This is a genomic window from Symbiobacterium thermophilum IAM 14863 (genome assembly GCF_000009905.1).
GTDB lineage: Bacteria > Bacillota > Sulfobacillia > Symbiobacteriales > Symbiobacteriaceae > Symbiobacterium > Symbiobacterium thermophilum.
Genome location: NC_006177.1, coordinates 2,924,670 through 2,946,711 on the forward strand (window position 1 = coordinate 2,924,670; position 22,042 = coordinate 2,946,711).

Sequence of the window (22,042 nt, forward strand, 5' to 3'; positions counted from 1 at the left end):
TTGGCCAGCCGATCGGCACCCACGATGCGTTCAGGTATCGTCTGTCCCCGGCACGTCCCTCAGGTTGCATGGACATCGTGATCGTGGTATCATACGAACCAAAGAGCGCCTTCAGGGCAGGGTGAGGCGGCACTGCCGCCAATTCCCGACCGGCGGTGATGCTCCCCGCGGGGCGGAGGAGACGAGCGCCGCGAGCCCCGTGCGGCCTCAGGGCGGCACGGGTGCAGACTCCGGTGAGATCCCGGGGCCGACGGTACAGTCCGGATGGGAGAAGGCGAGAGAGGCAGCCCCGCGCGCGCGGGGAGGCTCTTTCTTGCTGTGCCCGCAACCCACACCCCGGAAGGCCTCCGGGGTGTTCTTGTTTGCCCCGGGGCGGGGGCGGGTTGTGGCCCTCCAGGCGCACATCAAGAAGGAGTGGATGGGAGATGCGCAACGAACGACTGCACCGGCTGGTCATGATCGGCATGCTGGGCGCCCTGGCCTTCCTGCTCATGTTCTTCGGCGAGATCTACGTACCGCCTTTCGCCGAGTTCCTGCGCTACGACCCGGGCGACATCCCGGCGATCGTGGCCACGTACACGCTGGGGCCGGCAGCCGGTGTAGCCATTCAGGGCATCAAGGTCGGCCTGTTCATCCTGTCCGGCAAGGGCAGCACGGGCTGGATCGGCGGACTGGCCAACTTCACGGCCGGCTCGGCCCTGGTCATTGCCGCGGGGGTCTCGCACCGGCTGTTTGATCGGGCGGGCCTGAAGCACTGGATCTGGACCTTCCTCTCCGCGGTCATCGGCACGGTGATCATGGCGGCCATCCTGATCCCTGCGAACGCGCTCTTCATCTACCCGCTGTGGGGCATGCAGGGCACCGCAGCCTGGGTCGGCGCGCTAACGCTGTCGACCCCGTTCAACCTGTTCAAGGGCATGCTCTCCACCAGCATCAGCCTGGCCTTCTACCGGCGGCTGGAGCCCTTCCTGCTCGGCCGTGCGGCGGATCGGGTGGCATAACACAACAGTGGATGCGATCGATCGAGTAGGAGGGGGCGGCTAGCCCCCGTCCTCTCACACCACCGGACATGCGGGTCCGCATCCGGCGGTTCGCCAGGATTGACGAGTCGCTTCATAACATTCGGTCAGGCTTATCAGCCCCTGGGCACGCCAGTAGGCGTCGCCCAGGGCGCTGTTTAGTGGGCCACCTGCCATCCGCCACGGGCCTTTGCGGCTGTTGGCGAGTTGGTGGACTACCCATTCGGGCAAACCGAGGGCGCGCAACTCCCGAAAGCGCGTGCGTACACGCTTCCACTGCTTCCATACGCATGCTCGCAGCCGACGCTTCAGCCATCCTTCGAGTCTTTCAAAGGCTGACCTGGCATCGGAGAGCGCATAGTACCCAACCCAGCCCCGCAAGTAAGCATTCAGGCGCCGGATTCGGTCCTCCATGCTCTGGCTGCGGTTGCGGTCCGTCAGCGTGCGGAGCTTGTCCTTCACGCGCTTCAGGCTCTTCGGGGCCAGCCGGATGCGCACTCCCCGGTGCTTGTAGAAGCTAAACCCGAGGAACTGCCGCTTCCACGGCCGGTCCACTGCGCTCTTCTCCTCGTTGACCTTCAGCCGTAACCGCTCCTGCAGGAAGTGGCGCACGCTCCTGTAGACCCGTTCTCCCGCCCGCTTGCTGCGGACGTAGATGTTGCAGTCATCGGCGTACCGGACAAAGTGGTGGCCACGGCGCTCCAGCTCCTTGTCGAGGTCATCCAGCAGGATGTTCGCCAGCAGCGGACTCAGCGGACCGCCCTGCGGCGTCCCTTCCTCCGTCGCCACGACTACCCCGTTCAGCATGACCCCGGCCTGTAAGTACCGCCGGATCAGCCGCAGCACACGCTTATCCGTTACCCGCCGCGCCACGCGGGCCATCAGCACGTCGTGGTTGACCCGGTCGAAGAACTTCTCCAGGTCCATGTCCACGACCCAGTCGTACCCTTCCTCCACGTACTGACGTGCCTTCCTGACCGCATCATGACCCCGCCGCCCCGGCCGAAAGCCGTAGCTGGATTCGGAGAATGTCGGGTCAAAGATCGGCGTCAGTACTTGCAGGAGTGCCTGCTGGATCAGGCGGTCCATCACGGTGGGAATACCCAACATCCGCTTGCCGCCGCCCGGTTTCGGGATTTCGACCCGGCGGACTGGCTGCGGTCTGTAGGTCCCCCGGAGCAGTTCCTCACGGATGCGCTCCCACTCCGAGCGGATCTGGTCCCGCAGCCGTTCGGTGGGGACACCGTCCTCGCCTGGGGCGCCTCCGTTCCGCTCCACCCGTTTCAGGGCGGCCAGCATGTTCTCCCTGGCCACCACCTGGTGCTGCCGGTGGGATCGACGAGCAGACGCATGCGCCGGACCCGGAAGTCGTTGCCAAGCCCGTGACAAGGCGATTCACGGCGGGCGAGAAGGCCCGGATTCTAGCAGAGGCTGATCAGTGTCGTCGTGGCGAGTTGGGGGCACTGTGTCGGCGGGAAGGGATCTACTGGTCCACACTCCGCACCTCAGGTCCTGCGCGTCAGCCCCCTCCCCGCCCCGACTCACGCGCAGAATCTGAACCAGCCGGCCCGGACCTACCTCAGATTCTGCGCGTCTGCCCCCTCCCCACCGCTGGCTCACGCGCAGAATCTGAACCGGCCAGCCCGCACCAACCTCAGATTCTGCGCGTCAGCCCCCTCCTCACCCCAAGCGCTCGCGCAGAATCTGAACCAGCCGGCCCGCACCAACCTCAGATTCTGCGCGTCTCCCCCCTCCCCACCGCTGGCTCACGCGCAGAATTTGAACCGGCCAGCCCGGGCCAACCTCAGATTCTGCGCGTCAGCCCCCTACCCACCCCTGACTCACGCGCAGAATCTGTACCGGCAGCCCTCGGCAACCTCAGGTCCTGCGCGTCGGCCCCCTCCCCGCCCCAACTCACGCGCAGAATCTGAACCAGCCGGCCCGCACCAACCTCAGATTCTGCGCGTCAGCCCGCTCCTCACCCCAAGCGCTCGCGCAGAATCTGAACCAGCCGGCCCGCACCAACCTCAGATTCTGCGCGTCAGCCCCCTCCCCGCCCCAGCCCACGCGCAGAATCTGAACCAGCCGGCCCGCACCAACCTCACATTCTGCGCGTCTGCCCCCTCCCCACCGCTGGCTCACGCGCAGAATCTGTACCGGCCAGCCCTCGGCAACCTCAGGTCTTGCGCGTCAGCCCCCTCCCCGCCCCAACTCACGCGCAGAATCTGAACCAGCCGGCCCGGACCTACCTCAGATTCTGCGCGTCTGCCCCCTCCCCACCGCTGGCTCACGCGCAGAATTTGAACCGGCCAGCCCGCACCAACCTCAGATTCTGCGCGTCGTCCCCCTCCCCACCCCTGACTCACGCGCAGAATTTGAACCGGCCTCCCCAGGCCAACCTCAGATTTTGCGCGTCTGCCCCCTCCTCACCCCAGGCGCACGCGCAGAATTTGAACCAGCCAGCCCGCACCTGCCTCCGATTCTGCGCGTCATCCCCCTCCTCACCCCAGCTCACACGCTGAACCTGAACCTGTCATCCCCGTCAACCAGGCATCTGTCACCTCGGCCGTCTCCCCGAAGCCGGCATGCGCTCACCACCCGTGCGCAGGGCCCGGGCAACGCTCTTCACACATGCTACAACCATACTGCTAGTACCCGCGCAGGATCTGTAACGAAATGGGAATCAATTCCTGATCCTGGCAGGACTCTGCGTCCGAATAGCGAACTAATATTCGGGTGATGTGATGTGACGGTCCATTTCCTCCCCAGCCAGGTAAAGGTGCCGCGCCACATCCTCCTGCACGACCAGTTGACTCCGGCGGCGAAAGTCCTGTGGGCAGGGCTTCAGCTGCGCCCCAAGAACCAAGAACACCTCGCGCAACTCTGCGGCCTCTCCCAGGCCAGCATTAAACCGGGGCAAACCCAACTCGAACGGTTCTCCCTGCTCAACCCCGGCCCGTTCCCCAGGGCCGACTGGGCGTTCCTCCCGGTTGACCTTCTCCGCACCAAGCCCGTCCATCCTCAGGCGAAGATCACTTACGCGGCCATCCAGCTGCTGCCCACGTTTGCAGACGGCGTCGCCGAGGCGACCACTGAACAGCTGACGCAACTGACCGGCCGGCATCCGGCAACCGTGCGGAGGGCGCTGCGAAGCCTCGTCGACGCGGGTTGGCTCCAAGTTCGCCGATCCGGGAGAACGAACGTTCTACAGATCCTGGTTCTCAACCCCCAACTCGAAGCCCAGAAGAGCATGATCGCCCAGATCAACCGCAGGCTGGAAAGGGCGCCCTACCTGGGTGAAGCGATCATGCGCGAGTGGCTCACCTTGACGGTCGACCGGGACAACTTCGAGGACGACGCTTCACCCGGCTTTCTCGTCAACCCCTACACCGGCGAGGAGTTGAAGATCGACCGCCTCTACCCGCCGGACGTGGGGTTCGAGTTCAACGGCCCTCAGCACTACGGCCCGACGGACCTCTATCCCAACGAAGAGCAGGCGCGCAGGCAGATGGGGCGCGACCTCATCAAGCAGGCCATCTGCACGCAACGGGGGATTCTCCTGGTGACCATTCACGCCGAGGACCTCTCGCTGGAAGGCATGCTGAAACGGCTCCCGGACCGGCTGCCGCTGCGCAGCCTCGACCACAAGGAGCTCGTCATCGCCCATCTGCAGTCCGTCAGCAGGGCGTACCGGCAGAAGGTCCCGCTCCCTCCACCTGTGCCCAAACAGGCGTGCCCACCCGGGTACGCGACGGGCGGGAACGCGCAACAGTACGCGTCCCGGTAAGTCCAGTCCGACGAGCCGCCCGGCCGTTCGCCGGCTACAAAATCACTGCCCAACAGGTCCCTCCGGCCGTCCCAGGCGACACGTTCCCAGCCCCAATAGGCCCCCCGGCCGTCCCAGGCGACACGTTCCCTGCCCCAACAGGCCCCTCCGGCCGTCCCAGGCGACACGTTCCCTGCCCCAACAGGCCCCCCCTGGCCGTCCCAGGCTACATGATCCTTGCCCAACAGGCCCCTCCGGCCGTCATAGGCAACACGTTCCCTGCCTCAACGGCCTCGCCAGCCTTTCCTGTCGAGTGATCATAAGCAGCCCCCGGGGCCGGTGGCCCCGGGGGACTACACATATGACAGAACAAGGCCAGAACGATGAGGGGATGGCGGCCGGCAACAGGGAGCGGCCGCACGGTTCCACCCAGGACTACACCAACTTGTTCTGCAGCGCGTAAATCGCCAGCTGCGTCCGGTCCTGGAGCTGCAGCTTCTCCAGCAGGTGCGAAACGTGCGTCTTCACCGTCCGCTCCCCGATGAAGAGCCGCTCCCCGATCTCCTTGTTGGAGAGCCCCTGGGCGATCAGCTTCAGGACCTCCAGCTCCCGGGGCGTGATCTCCTCCACCCCCGCCGAGGCCTTGGGCGGTGCGGTGAGCTCCTGCATCATCCGCTGGGCGGCGACCGGGTGCAGCGTAGGCTGGCCCGAAACGGCCTTCCGGATGGTCTCCGCCAGCTCATCGGCCGCAATGTCCTTCAGCACGTAGGAGAGGGCGCCCGCCCGGATCGCCGGGACGACCAGCTCGTCGTCGGGCATCGACGTCAGGACGATCACCCGCACGCCCGGATGGGCCTCCAGACACCGCTTCGTCCCCTCGATGCCGTCCACCCGGGGCATGATCAGGTCCATCAGGATCACGTCCGGCTTCAGCTCCGCCGTCAGCCGCGCGGCCTCTTCGCCGTTCTCCGCCTCCCCCACCACCACGATGTCCGGCTCGGTGGAGAGGTAGATCTTCAGCCCTTCCCGCACCATCTTGTGGTCATCCACGATCAACAGCCGAATCACCCGGGCCACCTCCTGATTGTCCCGCACCTACTGCCGCGACACTACCACTGTTAACGCCTGGGCGCCCGGCGCACGCCGCCCCGCTGCGCATGCGGCGCCCGCTCACCCTGCGCCTCTTCGACGCCCGCCCGGCCCCCTGCGCCGGGTAGGCTGCCTGTCCGCACCGCCGCCACCCTATGGACCGCCGCCCTCGTCCCTCGGCGGCGAAGGCGGCAGGACCGCCAGCACCTCGGTGCCTTCCCCGGGGGCGCTGCGCACCTGAATGCTCCCGCCGAGGGCGGCCATGCGCTCGTGCATCCCCGCCAGGCCCACGGCCGTTGGCCGGATGCCGGCCCGGCGGTCGAATCCGACGCCGTCGTCGGCCACGAGCAACCGGATCTCGCCCTCGCCCGCCCGTTCCAGCACGACCCGGATCCGACTCGCCCGGGCGTGCTTGGCGACGTTGTTCAGGGCCTCCTGCGCCACCCGGAAGAGCGCCTCGCCCTCAGCGCCCCGGAGCCGCAGGGCCTGGTCGATCTCGTTCTCGACGGCCCAGTTCTCCCGCTCCGCCACCGTCTTCACGTACTCCGCCAGCGCCGGCCCCAGGCCGTGCTGCTCCAGCGTCGTCGGACGGAGCTGCAGGATCAGCTCCCGGATCTGGCTGTGGGCCGTGCGGGCCAATTCCTCCAGGTTGGCCAGCTCCGTCACGAGCTGCGGTTCAACCCCGGCGCCATCCCCGCCGGCTGCGGCACCGCTCGCGGCGCCGACCCGCTTCCGGACCGCCGCGGCCCGGAGCGAGAGCACGAAGAGCTGCTGGTTCACCGTGTCGTGCAGGTCCCGTGCGATGCGGGCCCGTTCCTCCAGGGCGGCGCCCCGCCCCGCCTCCTCGGCCAGCAGCCGGTTCTGCTCCGCCAGCCGGGAGAGCTGGCCCACCGCTTGCTCCAGGTAGGCGGCCATCTCGTTGAGCTGCATCTCCAGCTCCCCGATCTCGTCGGCGTCACTCACCGGCAGCCGGGCCGAGAGATCGCCCCGGCGGATGCGTGCGGCGAGGTCCCCGGCGTTCCACAGCCGACGCTTGATGCCCCTGGCCAGCTGGAAGCTCCATGCGGCGGCGGCGAGCCCGCCCGCGACGCCGGCGGCGACGCCAGCCACCAGCGCCTCGTTCCATCCAAAGCCCTGCTGGAGGGCGACCCAGACGCCGAAGACCGCCAGACCGCTGGCCAGCAGGCCGGCCGCGGCGGTAACCGCCACCAGCTGCCACTGCAGCCCCAGCGTGCGTCGTTCTTCCATGCGCCCTTCCATGTCAGAACACCCGGAACTGGGTGGTCGGCACCCGCTCGATGGTGATGTCGCCGACCCCGACGTGCACGTCGATGATCAGTTCCGCATCCGCGCCCGGCACGATCTCCTCCCGCTCCAGCGACACCGCGCCGACCCCGTCGCGCTCCTCGCCCAGGACGTCCAGGCTCCCGGTGATCGTCGCTTCCGCCCGGGCCCGCACTGAGACGTTGTCGGGCACCCGCACCTTCGTGTCGCCGACGAACTTGGCGATCTCGATTCGGTGCACCCCGGGGGAGATGGCGGCCGTGGTCAGATCGAGCCGGAGGTCGCCGACGAAGGTCTGCAGGTGCAGATCCTCCTCCAGCACCCAGGGCTCGTTGCCCATCTTCAGGTCCGAAACGAAGTGGGTGCCGGACCGGACGGGCTTGTAGCTGCCGGACCGGGAGGACTGGCCGGACGAGCGCGGCGTGGTGAACACGTAGACGCCCACCCCCCGGCCGAACAGCATCGAGATGCCCAGGGCGATGAGCAGGAGCGGCCATCCCATGCGGAGGACGTCCCCGCCCGTGATGGTGGTGACGCCGGCCTGAGCCAGGATGTTGAACAGGCCGATGGCGGCGATCCAGAGGCCCACACCCAGGGTGAACACCCTCGGACGGCTCCGGCGCAGCCCGCTGCCGGCGATCGACAGCCCGATCAGGAGGAGGGCGGCCGCCCCGAACGAGATGCCGCGAATCCACCCCATGGTCTGCAGCAAATAGAGCGCACCGACGATGACCAACAGCAGTCCGATCGTATTCCGGCGCACCCGAACCCCTCCCTTCGCGAAGCCCGATTCCATCCTACCTGAAGGACGCCCGGCGGTACAGGTACGCGGGTGCGAAAAGGGGCATCGTACCTAGGTACGATGCCCTGAACCATCCTCCAGGCCATGCACCCGTGGGACGTTCCACGGCCGGGCAACCCCTGAACGCGGCGGGCGGCTCTGCTACGCCCGCACGCCCCGGGCCTCCTCCCGGGCGCGGTCCCGCAGCGCGTCCACCGCCTCCACGACGTCGCCCCGCCAGGTGGTCGGGTGCTGCACCTCCAGCTCCGTCTCCTGCCCCTTGCCGGTGATGAGCACAATGTCGCCGGTGCGGGCCATGCGGATCGCCTCCCGGATGGCCTCCACCCGGTCCTCGATCAGGTGGATCTCCACCTCGTCCCGGGCCACGCCCGAGGCGATCTGCCGCGCGATCTCCATCGCGTCCTCGGTGCGGGGATCCTCCTCCGTCAGGACCAGCACGTCGCAGTACTCGCCGGCGATCCGGCCCATGTCGGGCCGCTTCGACGGATCCCGCTGGCCGGCCGAACCGAAGACCATGATCACCCGGGAGCCCGGCTCCTTGATCCGGGCCACGTCGGAGAGCAGCTTCTCGAAGCCGTCCGGCGTGTGGGCGTAATCCACCACCACCGTGAAGTCCTGTCCTTCGTCGATGCGCTCGAACCGGCCCGGCGCGCCCTTGGCCGTGCCGAGCGCCGCGACGGCGTCCTGCAGCGAGAAGCCCAGGGCCAGACCGGCCCCCACCGCGGCCATGGCGTTGGACACATTGTAGGTGCCGAAGAGGTGCGGGGCCTCCACGTCGGCCTCGCCCACCGGCGTGATGAGCCGGTAGCGGGCGCCCGGGCCGGTGAGGTGCACGTCCTCGGCCCGGATATCCGCCCCCTCACTGAAGCCGTATGTAAGGGTGCGCACTCCGGCGGGGATCTCCTCCGCCAACCGGCGGCCGTAGGGGTCGTCGATGTTCACCACCGCGGCCGCGCCCGGCTGCAGCCCGCGGAAGAGCCGGGCCTTGGCGGCGTAGTAGCCCTCCATGTCGCCGTGGTAATCCAGGTGCTCGTGGGTGAGGTTGGTGAAGACGGCGACGTCGAACCGGCAGTGGTCCGTGCGCCGCTGCTCCAGCGCGTGGCTGGAGACCTCCATCACCGCGCCCCAGGCCCCGCGCTGCAGCATCGCAGCCAGCAGCCGGTGAATCGTCTGGGGCTCGGGCGTGGTGTACCCCGACTTGCCCTCCAGCACCTCCCGGCCCAGCATCATGCCTGCCGTGCCGATCACCCCCATCGCCTTGCCGGCCGTGCGGGCGATGGCCTCCACCAGGAAGGCCGTCGTGGTCTTGCCGTTGGTTCCCGTGACCCCCACCATCCGGAGCGCGCGGGAGGGATGTCCGTAGAAGCGGTCGGCCAGGGCGCTGAGGGCCAGCCGGGCGTCGGGCACCACCGCCGCGCCGATGCCGGTCGGAACCGCCCAGGGGCGCTGCGTGACTACCGCCACCGCCCCGCGCCGGAGGGCATCCGGGATGAACTGGTGCGCATCCACGTGCGCGCCCGGAATGCACACGAACAGGTCGCCGGGCCTCACCGCGCGGGAATCGGCGGCGATGCCGGTCACGGTGACGTCGGGAGCCTCCAGCACCTGCACGGGGTCCAGGGCCGACAGCAAATCGACCAACTTCAACGGTAGTCCCTCCTGCACATTAAAGCCCTGATTATCTAAGCGTCTTTCGACGTGCGGCCCGCGCATCCTGTCGGGCACGGCCGACAAAATGGGGGACGTATCGGGATTGTATCCAGCGGAAACATAAAACATACCCGATCGAGTAGGAGGGGGCGGCTAGCCCCCGTCCTCTCACACCACCGGACATGCGGGTCCGCATCCGGCGGTTCGCCAGGATTGACGAGTCGCTTCATAGCATTCGGTCAGGCTTATCAGCCCCTGGGCACGCCAGTAGGCGTCGCCCAGGGCGCTGTTTAGTGGGCCACCTGCCATTCGCCACGGGCCTTTGCGGCTGTTGGCGAGTTGGTAGACTACCCATTCGGGCAAACCGAGGGCGCGCAACTCCCGAAAGCGCGTGCGTACACGCTTCCACTGCTTCCATACGCATGCTCGCAGCCGACGCTTCAGCCATCCTTCGAGTCTTTCAAAGGCTGACCTGGCATCGGAGAGCGCATAGTACCCAACCCAGCCCCGCAAGTAGGCATTCAGGCGCCGGATTCGGTCCTCCATGCTCTGGCTGCGGTTGCGGTCCGTCAGCGTGCGGAGCTTGTCCTTCACGCGTTTCAGGCTCTTCGGGGCCAGCCGGATGCGCACTCCCCGGTGCTTGTAGAAGCTAAACCCGAGGAACTGCCGCTTCCACGGCCGGTCCACTGCGCTCTTCTCCTCGTTGACCTTCAGCCGTAACCGCTCCTGCAGGAAGTGGCGCACGCTCCTGTAGACCCGTTCTCCCGCCCGCTTGCTGCGGACGTAGATGTTGCAGTCATCGGCGTACCGGACAAAGTGGTGGCCACGGCGCTCCAGCTCCTTGTCGAGGTCATCCAGCAGGATGTTCGCCAGCAGCGGACTCAGCGGACCGCCCTGCGGCGTCCCTTCCTCCGTCGCCACGACCACCCCGTTCAGCATGACCCCGGCCTGTAAGTACCGCCGGATCAGCCGCAGCACACGCTTATCCGTTACCCGCCGCGCCACGCGGGCCATCAGCACGTCGTGGTTGACCCGGTCGAAGAACTTCTCCAGGTCCATGTCCACGACCCAGTCGTACCCTTCCTCCACGTACTGACGTGCCTTCCTGACCGCATCATGACCCCGCCGCCCCGGCCGAAAGCCGTAGCTGGATTCGGAGAATGTCGGGTCAAAGATCGGCGTCAGTACTTGCAGGAGTGCCTGTTGGATCAGGCGGTCCATCACGGTGGGAATCCCCAGCATCCGCTTGCCGCCGCCCGGTTTCGGGATTTCGACCCGGCGGACTGGCTGCGGTCTGTAGGTCCCCTGGAGCAGTTCCTCACGGATGCGGCTCCACTCCACGCGAATCTGGTCCCGCAGCCGTTCGGTGGGGACACCGTCCACGCCGGGAGCGCCTCCGTTCCGCTCCACCCGTTTCAGGGCGGCCAGCATGTTCTCCCTGGCCACCACCTGCTCCATCAGGTTGCTGTGCTCCCCGCGGGGTGACGTTCCGTCTTGTGCCGGCTGCCCACTCCGCCCTCTCGCCGTCCCTTGCGGCTTCACCGCTACCTCCGGCGAGCAGGTCCCGTTCGGGGTCTTCTGCGTTTGTCGCGGGCTGCTCGAACGCAACGGGTTCACCCCTCTCCTGACGTTCGGCCCTTCCCGGTCGGGGCGTCCCCCTGCCGGTACTATGGCCTTTGCTGACTTCTGCCGGTTCAGCTGCGTCTCCCGACGCAGGTTACCAGCGTTGCTGGCGTTCCCGGCAGATCTCCCCGGGTAAGAACGCTGACCTTCACCCCGCACCCGCCCCATCTACCGCACCGCCCTTTGGCAGCTTCGGGTTTTGCTGTGTTCGGCCAGCTCACCCGAGCGGCACAGCCTCCTATGGGGTTCGTGTTCCTCGGGTCGTGGCTTTGCCTCGGGCTTCCTTCAGATTCCGCCTCACGACGGACACCCTTGCCTTTGGCTAACGGGCTGGTGCTGCCTCGCCCGTAGCGGACTTTCACCGCCAAGTCAGCGCCCATGCCGGGCACACCGAACAGGCCCGCCCGGCTTCCGCCGGACGGGCCTGCTGATCTGCCGATCTGCCGGACTGCCGCGGTTCCGCAGGCTACACGTCGATGCGGTCGACGAGCGCCCCGACCACCGGGTAGGTGTACTCCTCCCCCTTCTGCGCCCGCATCAGCCCCATCACGCCGCACACGATCGTCGCGACGCCGACCGCCAGGTTAAACAGGCTGACCAGGAACACCAGGGCCACGACGCCGCCCAGGGATCCGCTGGCCGCCGCGCCAACGGTGAAGAGCATCGTGAACGGGAAGAGGACCACGGACAGGAGAAAGAGGAACACCTGCACCCCCGCCGCCTGCTTGGCGTGGCGCACCACGAACGGACTCCGGGACTTCCAGACGAAGTAGAGCACCACCGAGGCGACCGCCGCCGCCCACCCCAGGGAGCCCAGGCTGCCCATGAACGCCGAGGCGCCGTTGAGCACCACGAGTCCGTGGGCGATCATGCCGTAGTTGCGGTCCTCGGTACCCGAACTCATCCCCATCCCCTCCAGCCGGTTGCGCACGAGCCGCCGCCCTGACGGCTGTCCAATCCCGGCGGCCCGCACGTCTGTATTCCTATTCTATTCTTTCACCGGCCGGTTCACCGGCCCCTCCCGAGAGCCCCATCCGGGCCAGGGCGTCGGCCATCACCCGGTCCCGCAGGGCGACGGCATCGGCCGCGTCGGCACCCACCACCGAAACGTACACCTTCAGCTTCGGTTCGGTGCCCGACGGCCGCACCATGACGAAGCCGCCGTCGGCGAAGCGGTAGTGCAGCACCTCCGCCCGCCCCAGCTGGAGCGGGTAAGTGCGGCCGGTGGCCACTTCCACGCCGGTGCCCGCGGCGTAGTCGTCGCGGTAGGCGACGGGGACGCCGGCGAAGGCCCGGGGAGGGTCGGCCCGCAGGGCCGCCATCAGGGACCGGATCCGGGCCTGCCCGTCCCGGCCCGGCAGGGTGACGTTGTGCAGCCCCTCCTGGAAGTAGCCGTGGCGCTGCCAGATCGCCTCCAGCGCGTCCAGCAGGGTGCGCCCCTCCGCCTTGTGGTGGGCGGCGGCGTCGGCGACCAGCAGGGCGGCCATCACCGCGTCCTTGTCCCGCACGAAGGTCGCGGCCAGGTAGCCGTAGCTCTCCTCGAAGCCGAAGAGGAACTCGTGGCTGCCCGTCTCTTCGAACTCCTTGATCTTCTCGCCGATGAACTTGAACCCCGTGTGCGTCTCCAGCAGGGTCACCCCGTACTCCCGGCAGAGGGAGGCGACCAGGTTGGATGTGGCGATGGTCTTGATCACGGCGCCGTTGGCCGGCAGCGTCCCCGCCTCTGCCCGGGAGCGCAGGATCTGCTCCGCCAGGATCGCCCCGATCTGGTTGCCCGTCAGCGCCCGGTAGCCGCCCTCCCGGTCCCGGACCAGCACGCCGAGCCGGTCGGCGTCGGGATCCGTGGCCAGGATCAGGTCGGGACGGCCGGAAGCGGCGCGGCGCAGCGCGATCTCGTACACCTCCGGTTCCTCCGGGTTCGGCTTGGCCACGGTGGGGAAGCCGGGGTCAGGCTCCGCCTGCTCGGCCACCACCTCCACGGGGAAGCCGGCCCGCTCCAGCACGGTCCGCACCGGCACGAGCCCCGTGCCGTGCAGCGGCGTATACAGGATGCGCAACGCGTGCCGCTGGGTGGGCGAAGCCGAGACGAGCCCCAGCAGCCGACTGTAGTAAGCCTCGTCCACCTCCGGCGGGACCGGCCGCAGGAGCCCCCGGGTACGGGCCTCCCCCTCGGCCATCGGCCGGATCGAGCGGATGTCGCCCACCGCCTGCATGGCGGCCTGGATCTGACCGGCCCGGTCCGGCGGCACCTGGCCGCCGTCCTCCCAGTACACCTTGTACCCGTTGTACTCGGGCGGGTTGTGGCTGGCAGTGATGACGATGCCCGCCGCCGCGCCCAGCTTCCGCACGGCGAAGGAGAGCATGGGCGTGGGCCGCAGCCCCTCCCACAGGTGCGCGACGACCCCGTTGGCGGCCAGGGTGAAGGCCGCCTCGCGGGCGAACTCGGCCGAGCGCCGGCGGGAGTCGTGGGCGATGACGACGCCCCTGCGCAGGGCGTCGGGGCCCGTGGCGCGAAGCGCCTCCGCCAGCCCCTGCGTGGCCAGGCGAACCATGTACCGGTTGATGCGGTTGGTGCCCGCGCCGATGACCCCCCGCAGCCCGCCCGTGCCGAACGCGAGCATCTGATAGAAGCGGTCCTCGATTTCCCGGGGATCGCCGGCGACGCCGGCCAGTTCCCGGCGGGTCTCCTCATCGAAGTACGGATCCTCGCTCCAGAGCCGGAAGCGTTCCATGACCGTGGACATGCACCAGATCCTCCTCGTCTTGCGCCGGTAACCGCGCAGGCGCGCGGACCCGGCCGCGCCCCGGTGGGCGGCGCGGCTCCGGTCGGTACCGCCACGGCCCGGCAGCCCCGCCACGCCGGACCGTGCCGCCTACTGAACCTGCACCTTCACCGGCCCCACGGTACGCGGCTCGATGACAGTGGGCTGGGTCTTGCCCGCCTCCTGCACCACCGTCACCGCATCCAGCCGGACCGAGACCTCGTAGGTGCCCGGCTCGACCCGTTCGCCCTCCTTGTTCCGGTAGGTCCAGGCCACCACGTACTCCTTGGACACGCCCGGCGAGAGGTTGAGGATCCTCGGGTCGCCGTCTCTGAGGATGTCAAACGGCTGCTCCAGGACGGTCTGGCCGTTGCGCGTGACGATCATGGTGTAGCGGGCATCGGCGGTATACTCGATGACCTGCACCTTGTCGGTGGGGTTGCTCAGCACCATCCGGGCCGTCCAGTGGTTCTCGTTCTGTTGCACGTCCTCCAGGGTGAGGTTCAGGTTGCCCCACTGGGGCCCCTGCGCCCGGCCGCAGCCAGCCAGGCTCAGCGCAAGCGCAAGGACGACGAGCACGGGAAACAGGACACGCCGCATCTCTGCACCTCTTCTGCGATGGTCTCAGTGTAGTCTTGCCCTACCCAACAGCGATACGACACGGCCCCGCGTCCTCCTCCCCGCCCTGGGAAAAACGCACAGTAGGATATTGACCTGAAACATTGCAGGGCCAGAATGCGTCGAAGTTGACAGAGCCTCTGTATCCTGTCAACTGACGGAGGAATGACGACGATGCGCACGCGCAACTGGCTGGCAGCGGCGGCCGGCCTGGCCCTGCTCACATCCGTGCTGCCAAATCCCGCGGCGTCGGCCGCGTCGCCCGTGCGGGTGGTGCTGGACGGCCGCCAGCTCGATCTCAGCCCCGCCGCCTACATCGAGGCGGGGAGAACCCTGGCCCCCGTGCGGGGCATCGTGGAGGCCCTGGGCGTCGATCCCGTCTGGAACCCGCAGGAACGGACGGTCGTGGTCCAACGCGGCGACCGGTACCTGAAGCTGACCATCGACGACCGTGTCGCGTGCCTGAACCCGGCCTGCACCCTGACCCGCACCCTGGACGTGCCGGCGCGCCTCGTCGGAAGCGGCCGGACCTTCATCCCCGTCCGCGCCCTGGCGGAAGCCATGGGGTTGGACATCGCATGGGACGACGCCGCGCGGACCGTCTACCTGAGTTCCACCGGATCCCCATCCAGCGGCTCCCCCTCCGGCGGATCGCCGTCGACGGGCGCGCCCTCGCCCGTGGTGCTGGAGGGCGTCACCCAGGGCCAGGTGATCACGGGCCCCGTGTCGCTCCGGGTCCGCGGGCAGAACGGCACGTACGCGTACTTCTACCTGGTGGACCCGGCCACGCGGAAGGGGCGCATGGTCGCGGCCGGCGCGGACGTCGGCAAGAGCTACACCTTCACCCCGGACCCGACGCAGGCCGGCGAGCGGCAGCTCCTGGCGGCGGTGAGGCGGCCCGACGGCACCCTGGTGTACTCGGCGCCGGTGACGGTGCGGATCGCCCCCGACACCTCGGTCCGGCCGGTGGGCATCGACTACGGCGGGATCATCGACGGGCCCTTCACCTTCCGGCATGAGCTGAGCTTCGTGGCCACCCACGTCATCTACCAGCTGGTCGACCTGACCGACGGCTCCTGGCGCAACCTGGCCACGGTGGGCCCGGGCGAGAGCTACACCTGGTACCCGCGGACCACCGACAACGGCCCGAAGGAGCTGTACATCTACGCCTACGACCTCAACGGCAATCATTACGTCTCCAACCCGGTCCGGGTCCACGTCAACGTGTCCCCCAGCACCTCCTTCTCCTCCGTGAAGGAGGGCGAGACGGTGACCGGCCGGGCGCGCACCCTCTCCGTCTCGGCCAACTACCCGATCCAATCGGTCCGGTTCTACCTGGACGGCCGGCTGCTGGCCTCCGAGAACAACTACTGGTGGACCTACGGCCCCCAGGACAACGGCACCCACACCCTGCGGGTTGAGGTGACGGCGACGGACGGGCGGGTGCACACGGTCGGCCCGATCACCTTCCGCATCGCCACCGAGCCCGGCCTCTGGATGTACGGCGTCGGGCCGGGACAGGTGATCACCGGCCAGGTAGAGATGTTCGCCATGCCCAACGTGCCCGCGGACGAGGTCCGCTACTATGCGGTGCAGAACGGGGAGCGCATCCTGATCGGCTCGGCGGGGCTCACCCACAAGGTCTCCTGGACGCCGCCGCGGGGCGGGGAGTGGATGATCTACGCCGACGCCTTCTACCAGGGCCAGCTGAAGGTCTCCACCGAGCCCATCTACGTCCGGGCCTACCTGGGGCCGACCTACGGGCCGCAGCCCATCGTCGAGAAGTCCCGGTTCAAGGACTTCGCCGCGAACCTGGCGGTGGCGTCGTACCGGGAGACGGGCATGTCGGCCGCGCTGCAGGTCGCCCAGGCCATCCTGGAGACCGGCTGGGGCCAGTACGTACCGGTGGACAAGTACACGGGCAAGTTCTCCAACAACCTCTTCGGCATCAAGGGCCAGGGCAGCGCCGGCTCGATCGTCTCCACCACGTGGGAAGTGTACAACGGCCAGAGCTACACCGTGGACGCCGAGTTCCGGGCCTACAACGACCCGCGGGAGAGCTGGCAGGACCACAAGGACCTGCTGCTCACCCGCCCCTGGTACGAGGTCTTCCGGGAAGTGATGAGCGACCCGGTGCTCGGGGCCTGGGGGCTGCGCAAGGGCGGGTACGCCACGGATCCCGAGTATCCGACCAAGCTGATCCGCATCATGAAGGAGAACAACCTGTTCGAGCTGGACGTGATCCAGTTCTAGGGCAGACGCAAGAGAGGGCAACCCCGCCCGGGGGTTGCCCTCTGCCTATACCTGCGCAGACCTGCGGTGGCTAGTCCCGCAGCCCCAGCTCCCTCAGCACCTTCACCGCCCGGTCGGGGTAGTCGGTGATGATGCCGTGGGCGCCCAGCTGGTACAGCCGCCGCATCTCGTCCTCGTCGTTGATCGTCCAGTAGTGAACGGCCACGTTTACCCGCTCGGCCATCCGCAGGAACCGTTCGGTGTCGAACCGCACCGTGAGCGGCCCCGCCTTCTGGGCCACCGGCACCTGGAAGGCGTCGTGGGCGGGGGCGTACAGCCGGTCGAGGTGGGACAGGTAGTGCGCCGCCACCAGGTACATGTGTTCCACCGGGGCCGAGGTGGCCACCCGGTCGCCGGCCAGGTCGCGCCACCGCTTCGCCACGGTGCCGTGGAACGAGGCGACCAGCACCCGGTCCTCCGCCCCGTAGCGCTGGATCAGCTCCCAGAGCTGCGCCTCCATCGGCGGGTCGGCCTGCTTGATCTCGATGTTCACGGGCACCTCCGGGAAGGCCTGCAAGACCTCCTCCAGGGTCGGGATCGTGACGCCCTTGCCCCGGTAGGGATAAGTCAGCCCGCCGTCCGGCGTGAAGCGGTAGCCGAAGTCGTACCGGCGCAGCTCGGCCAGGGTCATCTCCTTGATCAGCCCGGTCCCGTCGCTCATCCGGTCGATGGTCTCGTCGTGGCTGACCACCACCACGCCGTCCCGGGTCATGTGCACGTCCAGCTCCAGGATGTCCGCCCCCTGCTCCAGGGCCAGCCGGAAGGCCTCCATGGTGTTGGAGGGCGCATGGCCCGACGCTCCCTGGTGCGCCAGCACCACGGGCCGGGGAGCCGTGAAGGGCCGGTCGGGCAACGGCCGGATGGTGAGCGCCCGCACGGCGGCCAGCGCCGCGAGCACGAGCGCCAACGTCAGCAGCACGCCCGGCCACCGGCGGGGCCGGCGGCGGGTCCGGCGAATCAGCGCGGAAGACATGCCGTCCACCTCCCGTTGCTCAGGTAAGGAGCAGCGACCGCAGGAGCTGCAGGGCCACCCCCCACATGATCACCGCGGAAGCCCGGATCAGCCAGCGCTGCAGGTTGGCCCCCGCCGCCAGCACGCCCATCAGGTGGCCGGCCAGCGAGAGGCCGAAGAACCAGACCCAGGACACCGCGATGCAGGCCAGCGAAAACGCCAGGCGGGCTGTGCCGGTGTACGCCAGCGCGCCGGTCCCGATCACCGCCACCGTGTCGAGGATGGCGTGCGGGTTGAGCAGCGAGACCGACGCGGCAAAGGCCACCTGCCGCCGGGCGGGCCACGCCTCGTCCGGCGCCGCGTCACCGGCCGGGCCGGACGGCCCGCCGCCCGGGGCCGCCCCCCGGGCCGTGCCGGGGGTCCCGCCCGAGTCCCGGTCGACGGCGGCCGCAGCGCGCCACGTGGACCAGCCCATGTAGAGGAGGAAGAGGACGCCGCACCACTGCAGGGCCATCTGGAGCCAGGGAACCGTGAGCAGCACCAGCGAGAGGCCCGAGACCGCGAGCGTGATGAGCAGCGTGTCGCTGACGGCCGCGGTCAGCACGGAGGGCAGCGCCCCCGTCCAGCGGCGGTGCAGCGCGCCCTGTGTGAGCACAAACGTGTTCTGGGCGCCCAGCGGAAGGATCAGCCCGAAGGAAAGCACCAGTCCGTGCAAAAGCGCCGTGCCCAAGGCTAACCCTCCACGCGGATCACGTTGTCCACCCGGAGCACCGTGTCCCGCATCTCCTTCAGGTCGCGGACCACCGCCTGGAGGTTGGCGTCCTGCACCGTGTGGGTCACCAGCACCAGCTCGGCTGCGCCGCCGTCGTCGGGATGGTCTGGCCCGCCCGAGGCCTGCACCACCTCGGCCAGGGAGACCCCGTGCTCGCCGAACCGCTCGGCGATCCGGGCCAGGCTGCCGGGCGCGTCCACCGCGTGCAGCCGCAGGTAGTAGCGGCTGCGGGTCTCCTCGATGGGCAGGACCCGCTTCTCGAAGTAGACGGTGTGGGCATCGCCGGCGCGCCGCCCCGGCGTCCGCTTGGACAGCGCGGCGGCGATCAGGTCGGAGACCACGGCCGATGCGGTGGGTCCGGCGCCGGCGCCCCGCCCGTAGAACATCGTCTCGCCGACCGGATCGCCCACGGTGTAGATGGCGTTGAACGATCCGGCTACGCTGGCCAGGGGATGGGTGTGGGGGATGAACGCCGGGTGGACCCGCGCCTCGATCTCGCCGTCCACCTCCTTCCCGATGGCCAGGAGCTTCAGCACCCAGCCGAACCGGCGGCCGTACTCGATGTCGCGCGGCGTCACGCGCGTGATCCCCTCGGTGTAGACCATCCCGGGCTTGACCCGGGAGAGGAAGCAGATGGTGCAGAGGATGGCCAGCTTTCGGGCGGCGTCGAATCCCTGGACGTCGTTGGTCGGGTCGGGCTCGGCGTAGCCCAGGGCCTGCGCCTCCTGCAGGGCCTCCTCGTAACTCCTGCCGTACTGGCTCATCTGGGTCAGGATGTAGTTGGTCGTCCCATTGACGATGCCCATCACCTGGCGCATCGTGTTGGCCGCCAGGGCCTCCTTCAGCGGCCGGATGATGGGGATGCCGCCCCCCACGGACGCCTCGAAGTAGATCTCGGCATCGCCGATCTCACCGGCGTCGTACAGGTCCTTGTCGTAGTCGGCCATCACGTCCTTGTTGGCGGTCACGATGGTCTTCCCGCGCCTCAGGGCCTCGACCAGGTAGGTCCGGGCCGGCTCGATGCCGCCCATCAGCTCCACCACGATGCGGATGGAAGGATCGTCCAGAATCTCGCTCACGTCCTCCGTCAGCGGGAGTCCCTCGAAACCGGGCCGCGGCTTGGAGGCATCGCGCACCAGCACCTTGGCCAGCTCCAGGTTGAGGCCGGTCTTCAGGTGCAGCATCTCCCGGCTCTCCTGCAGGAGCTTCACCACCCCTTTGCCGACGGTGCCGAGTCCCAGAATGGCGAACCGCATGGTCTGTTTCTCCAACCACAGCCCCTCCTTTACCGCTCTACCGCAACGATGAATTCGAGTTCCACCGCCGACCTCCTGCCCCGGCGCCTGGCGCCTCAGCCTCGACCGGTGCCGGCGAGAAACGCCTTCACCTCCGCCAGATCGGTGACCCGCCGTGCGCCCTCGGGGAAGGCCTCCTCCACCGCCCCGGCCCAGTCGGCGCCCCGGTAGGACCGGTCCAGCAGGGCGATGACCCCCCGGTCCTCGGCGGTACGGATGAGCCGGCCCATCCCCTGCTTCAGCTTGATCAGCATCTCGGGCAGGTCGACGGCCCGGAAGGGGTCCTGCCCGGCCGCCTGCGCCTGCCCACGCCGTTCACGGATCAGCGGGTCGTGCTCGGGGAAGGGCAGGTACGGAAGGATGACGCAGGACAGCGCCTCGCCGCGCACGTCGACGCCCTCCCAGAAGCCGGCACCGACCAGCACCGAGTCCACCTCGGCCCGGAACCGCTCCAGCTGCGCCCCCCGGTCGCCGTCTCCCTCGTAGATCACGGGCCACGGAAGGTGGTGCGCCGCCAGCGCCTGCCGCCAGCGCCGCACCTCCGCCAGCGACCGCACCAGGATGAGCGCCCGGCCACCGGTGGCATGCAGCACCCGCACCGCCTCGTCCACCACGGCGTCGACAGCAGCATCCGGGCCGGCGGCATTCATACCGGAGCCTTCGTCCGGCGGCAGGTAGACCAGCGACTGCCGGCCCAGGTCGAAAGGCACGCCCACCCGGCTCTGGTCGAAACGGCTGAGCCCCAGCACCCGGGCCTGGTAGTCCGGCTCCAGGGTGGCCGAGGAGAAGACCACCGGCGTTCCGGGCTTCAGGAGGTCGCCACCGAAGAGCGGCTTCGGCCGGCGGGGCACGACCCACAGCTCGTCCCCCTCCCGCCAGACCACCGACTCGGGCCTGCGGAACAGCCGCAGTGCGGCCCGCAGTTCGTCAATCCGATTCTGATAGGCCTGCAGTTCGGTCTCGCTGGACTGCCCCTCGCTCATCGCCTCCTCGGTGACCAGTTCGGTCTGCAGCAGGTCGAGGGCCTGGTCCAGCCGGGCGGCGGCCTTCAGGAGCAGCTCGCTGCGATCCACATCCCGCTTGCCCTCACCGGGCCTGGTGTGCACATCCAGCGCCTGCATGAAACTGTCCGCGGCGACAAGGGCCGCCTCCAGCCGCCACGCCACCTGCTCCCGGGCGTGCCAGTACTCCAGCCGCTCCAGGGTCCGCCTCAGCCGGCGCTGGCTCAGGGACCAGCCTTGGGCCCGCTGCCAGGTCTCGGGAAAGTGGTGGCCCTCGTCGAAGATCACCGCCGAGTAGCTGGGCAGAATCGGCAGCATCCCGCCTTCCAGCAGGTCGTTGCGGGTAAGCAGGTCCTGGGCGAAGAGCCGGTGGTCGCAGACGACCAGGTCCGCGGCCGCGCGGTGCTGCCGGCGGGCGGCGACCATCAGGCAGTGGCCCCGGCGGGGGCAGGTGTCGCAGTTCAGCGACGGATCCCAGCTCACCAGTTCCCACAGATCGTCGGGCACTCCGGGAACCTCGGAGCGGGCCCCGGTGCCGGTGCGCCTGGCCCAGTGGATGAGCTCGGACCAGCCCTCGGGTTCCTCGCCGGATCCGAAGTCGCCGGCCTCCACCTTCATCTCGCACACATAATCGGCCGGATTGCCGGCCACCCGCACATCGATGTCCAGGTTCAGCAGCCGGGACAGCGTCTGGATGTCGCCGTCGGGACCAGTGAGCTGCGCCTTCAGCACGCTGGAGGCGCTGGCCACCACGACCGGCCGGCCGCGCATCCGCGCGTGGCAGACGGCGGGCAGGAGGTACGCGAAGGTCTTGCCGGTGCCGGGTCCGGCCTCCGCCAGCAGGGTGGAGCCTTCGGTCAGCGCGCGGGCAATGCGGAAGGCGGTGTAGATCTGCTCTTCCCGCACCTCAAAGCCGTGCTCGGGCAGCACGTCGTAGAAGACGCGCCCCAGCCAGTCGTTCAGCCCCTGCCGGTATTCGGACTCGTTGTGCGCTGTAAACGGCAGCTTGGTCCAGCGAATCTGCAAACAGGACCCCTCCTGGCGGTGCTCTGGTAGCTTCTAGAGTACCCGACCGGACAACCCTTGGAAAGAGGCGCCCGAAGCCACCCTCCCGGGG

16 protein-coding genes are annotated in these 22,042 nt (G+C 68.7%); 3 read left to right on the plus strand and 13 right to left on the minus strand.

What is annotated here, in order from left to right; genetic code table 11:
• Nucleotides 1-425 precede the first annotated feature (425 nt).
• Entirely contained in the window at nt 426-1,001 is a 576-nt protein-coding gene (locus STH_RS13490) for an ECF transporter S component (RefSeq protein WP_043714161.1), read from the plus strand.
• A gap of 54 nt (nt 1,002-1,055) precedes the next feature.
• Here the strand turns inward: STH_RS13490 and ltrA (STH_RS13495) are convergent, their stop codons facing one another.
• Entirely contained in the window at nt 1,056-2,318 is a 1,263-nt protein-coding gene (ltrA, locus tag STH_RS13495) for a group II intron reverse transcriptase/maturase (RefSeq protein ID WP_011196845.1), read from the minus strand.
• A gap of 1,447 nt (nt 2,319-3,765) precedes the next feature.
• Here ltrA (STH_RS13495) and STH_RS13500 point away from each other — a divergent pair.
• Complete coding sequence (locus STH_RS13500) at nt 3,766-4,806, plus strand: helix-turn-helix domain-containing protein (protein ID WP_011196846.1); 1,041 nt, start codon at nt 3,766-3,768, stop codon at nt 4,804-4,806.
• Between the two features lie 414 nt (nt 4,807-5,220).
• Here STH_RS13500 and STH_RS13505 read toward each other — a convergent pair whose 3' ends face one another.
• From STH_RS13505 to STH_RS13540, 8 genes are all read right to left on the minus strand, one after another.
• Nucleotides 5,221-5,853, minus strand: a complete 633-nt coding sequence (locus tag STH_RS13505; RefSeq protein WP_011196847.1) for a response regulator — start codon at nt 5,851-5,853, stop codon at nt 5,221-5,223.
• 174 nt (nt 5,854-6,027) lie between these two features.
• The gene (locus tag STH_RS13510; protein WP_158506994.1) at nt 6,028-7,122 is read right to left on the minus strand and encodes a HAMP domain-containing sensor histidine kinase; all 1,095 of its coding nucleotides are present in this window, start codon (nt 7,120-7,122) and stop codon (nt 6,028-6,030) included.
• A 13-nt stretch (nt 7,123-7,135) separates the two neighbouring features.
• Nucleotides 7,136-7,921, minus strand: a complete 786-nt coding sequence (locus STH_RS13515; protein ID WP_011196849.1) for a cell wall-active antibiotics response protein — start codon at nt 7,919-7,921, stop codon at nt 7,136-7,138.
• Nucleotides 7,922-8,101: 180 nt separating this feature from the next.
• Nucleotides 8,102-9,607, minus strand: a complete 1,506-nt coding sequence (locus STH_RS13520) for a UDP-N-acetylmuramoyl-L-alanyl-D-glutamate--2,6-diaminopimelate ligase (protein ID WP_050742296.1) — start codon at nt 9,605-9,607, stop codon at nt 8,102-8,104.
• A 171-nt stretch (nt 9,608-9,778) separates the two neighbouring features.
• Nucleotides 9,779-11,068, minus strand: coding sequence for a group II intron reverse transcriptase/maturase (ltrA, locus tag STH_RS13525; protein ID WP_011196851.1), 1,290 nt, complete (start codon nt 11,066-11,068; stop codon nt 9,779-9,781).
• 631 nt (nt 11,069-11,699) lie between these two features.
• The gene (locus tag STH_RS13530) at nt 11,700-12,137 is read right to left on the minus strand and encodes a DUF4870 domain-containing protein (protein WP_043714166.1); all 438 of its coding nucleotides are present in this window, start codon (nt 12,135-12,137) and stop codon (nt 11,700-11,702) included.
• Between the two features lie 79 nt (nt 12,138-12,216).
• A complete protein-coding gene (locus tag STH_RS13535) occupies nt 12,217-13,977 on the minus strand; it encodes a phospho-sugar mutase (RefSeq protein ID WP_011196853.1) in 1,761 nt (586 codons plus the stop codon).
• A gap of 129 nt (nt 13,978-14,106) precedes the next feature.
• A complete protein-coding gene (locus tag STH_RS13540; RefSeq protein WP_011196854.1) occupies nt 14,107-14,595 on the minus strand; it encodes a hypothetical protein in 489 nt (162 codons plus the stop codon).
• A gap of 192 nt (nt 14,596-14,787) precedes the next feature.
• Here STH_RS13540 and STH_RS17515 point away from each other — a divergent pair, with 192 nt between their 5' ends.
• Entirely contained in the window at nt 14,788-16,866 is a 2,079-nt protein-coding gene (locus STH_RS17515; RefSeq protein ID WP_050742297.1) for a stalk domain-containing protein, read from the plus strand.
• A 70-nt stretch (nt 16,867-16,936) separates the two neighbouring features.
• Here the strand turns inward: STH_RS17515 and STH_RS13550 are convergent, their stop codons facing one another.
• From STH_RS13550 to STH_RS13565, 4 genes are all read right to left on the minus strand, one after another.
• A complete protein-coding gene (locus STH_RS13550; protein ID WP_043714168.1) occupies nt 16,937-17,878 on the minus strand; it encodes a glycerophosphodiester phosphodiesterase in 942 nt (313 codons plus the stop codon).
• A 19-nt stretch (nt 17,879-17,897) separates the two neighbouring features.
• Nucleotides 17,898-18,587, minus strand: coding sequence for a LysE/ArgO family amino acid transporter (locus tag STH_RS13555; RefSeq protein WP_011196857.1), 690 nt, complete (start codon nt 18,585-18,587; stop codon nt 17,898-17,900).
• A 2-nt stretch (nt 18,588-18,589) separates the two neighbouring features.
• Nucleotides 18,590-19,900, minus strand: a complete 1,311-nt coding sequence (locus STH_RS13560; RefSeq protein WP_011196858.1) for a homoserine dehydrogenase — start codon at nt 19,898-19,900, stop codon at nt 18,590-18,592.
• 80 nt (nt 19,901-19,980) lie between these two features.
• The gene (locus STH_RS13565) at nt 19,981-21,951 is read right to left on the minus strand and encodes an ATP-dependent DNA helicase (protein ID WP_011196859.1); all 1,971 of its coding nucleotides are present in this window, start codon (nt 21,949-21,951) and stop codon (nt 19,981-19,983) included.
• Nucleotides 21,952-22,042: the final 91 nt, after the last annotated feature.

Coding starts and splice junctions, on each gene's coding strand:
- STH_RS13535 (WP_011196853.1), bottom strand. CDS start 13,977: ATGTCCACGGTCATGGAACGCTTCCGGCTCTGGAGCGAGGATCCGTAC.
- STH_RS13490 (WP_043714161.1), top strand. CDS start 426: ATGCGCAACGAACGACTGCACCGGCTGGTCATGATCGGCATGCTGGGC.
- STH_RS13510 (WP_158506994.1), bottom strand. CDS start 7,122: ATGGAAGAACGACGCACGCTGGGGCTGCAGTGGCAGCTGGTGGCGGTT.
- STH_RS13540 (WP_011196854.1), bottom strand. CDS start 14,595: ATGCGGCGTGTCCTGTTTCCCGTGCTCGTCGTCCTTGCGCTTGCGCTG.
- ltrA (WP_011196851.1), bottom strand. CDS start 11,068: ATGGAGCAGGTGGTGGCCAGGGAGAACATGCTGGCCGCCCTGAAACGG.
- STH_RS17515 (WP_050742297.1), top strand. CDS start 14,788: ATGCGCACGCGCAACTGGCTGGCAGCGGCGGCCGGCCTGGCCCTGCTC.
- STH_RS13550 (WP_043714168.1), bottom strand. CDS start 17,878: ATGTCTTCCGCGCTGATTCGCCGGACCCGCCGCCGGCCCCGCCGGTGG.
- ltrA (WP_011196845.1), bottom strand. CDS start 2,318: ATGCTGGCCGCCCTGAAACGGGTGGAGCGGAACGGAGGCGCCCCAGGC.
- STH_RS13530 (WP_043714166.1), bottom strand. CDS start 12,137: ATGAGTTCGGGTACCGAGGACCGCAACTACGGCATGATCGCCCACGGA.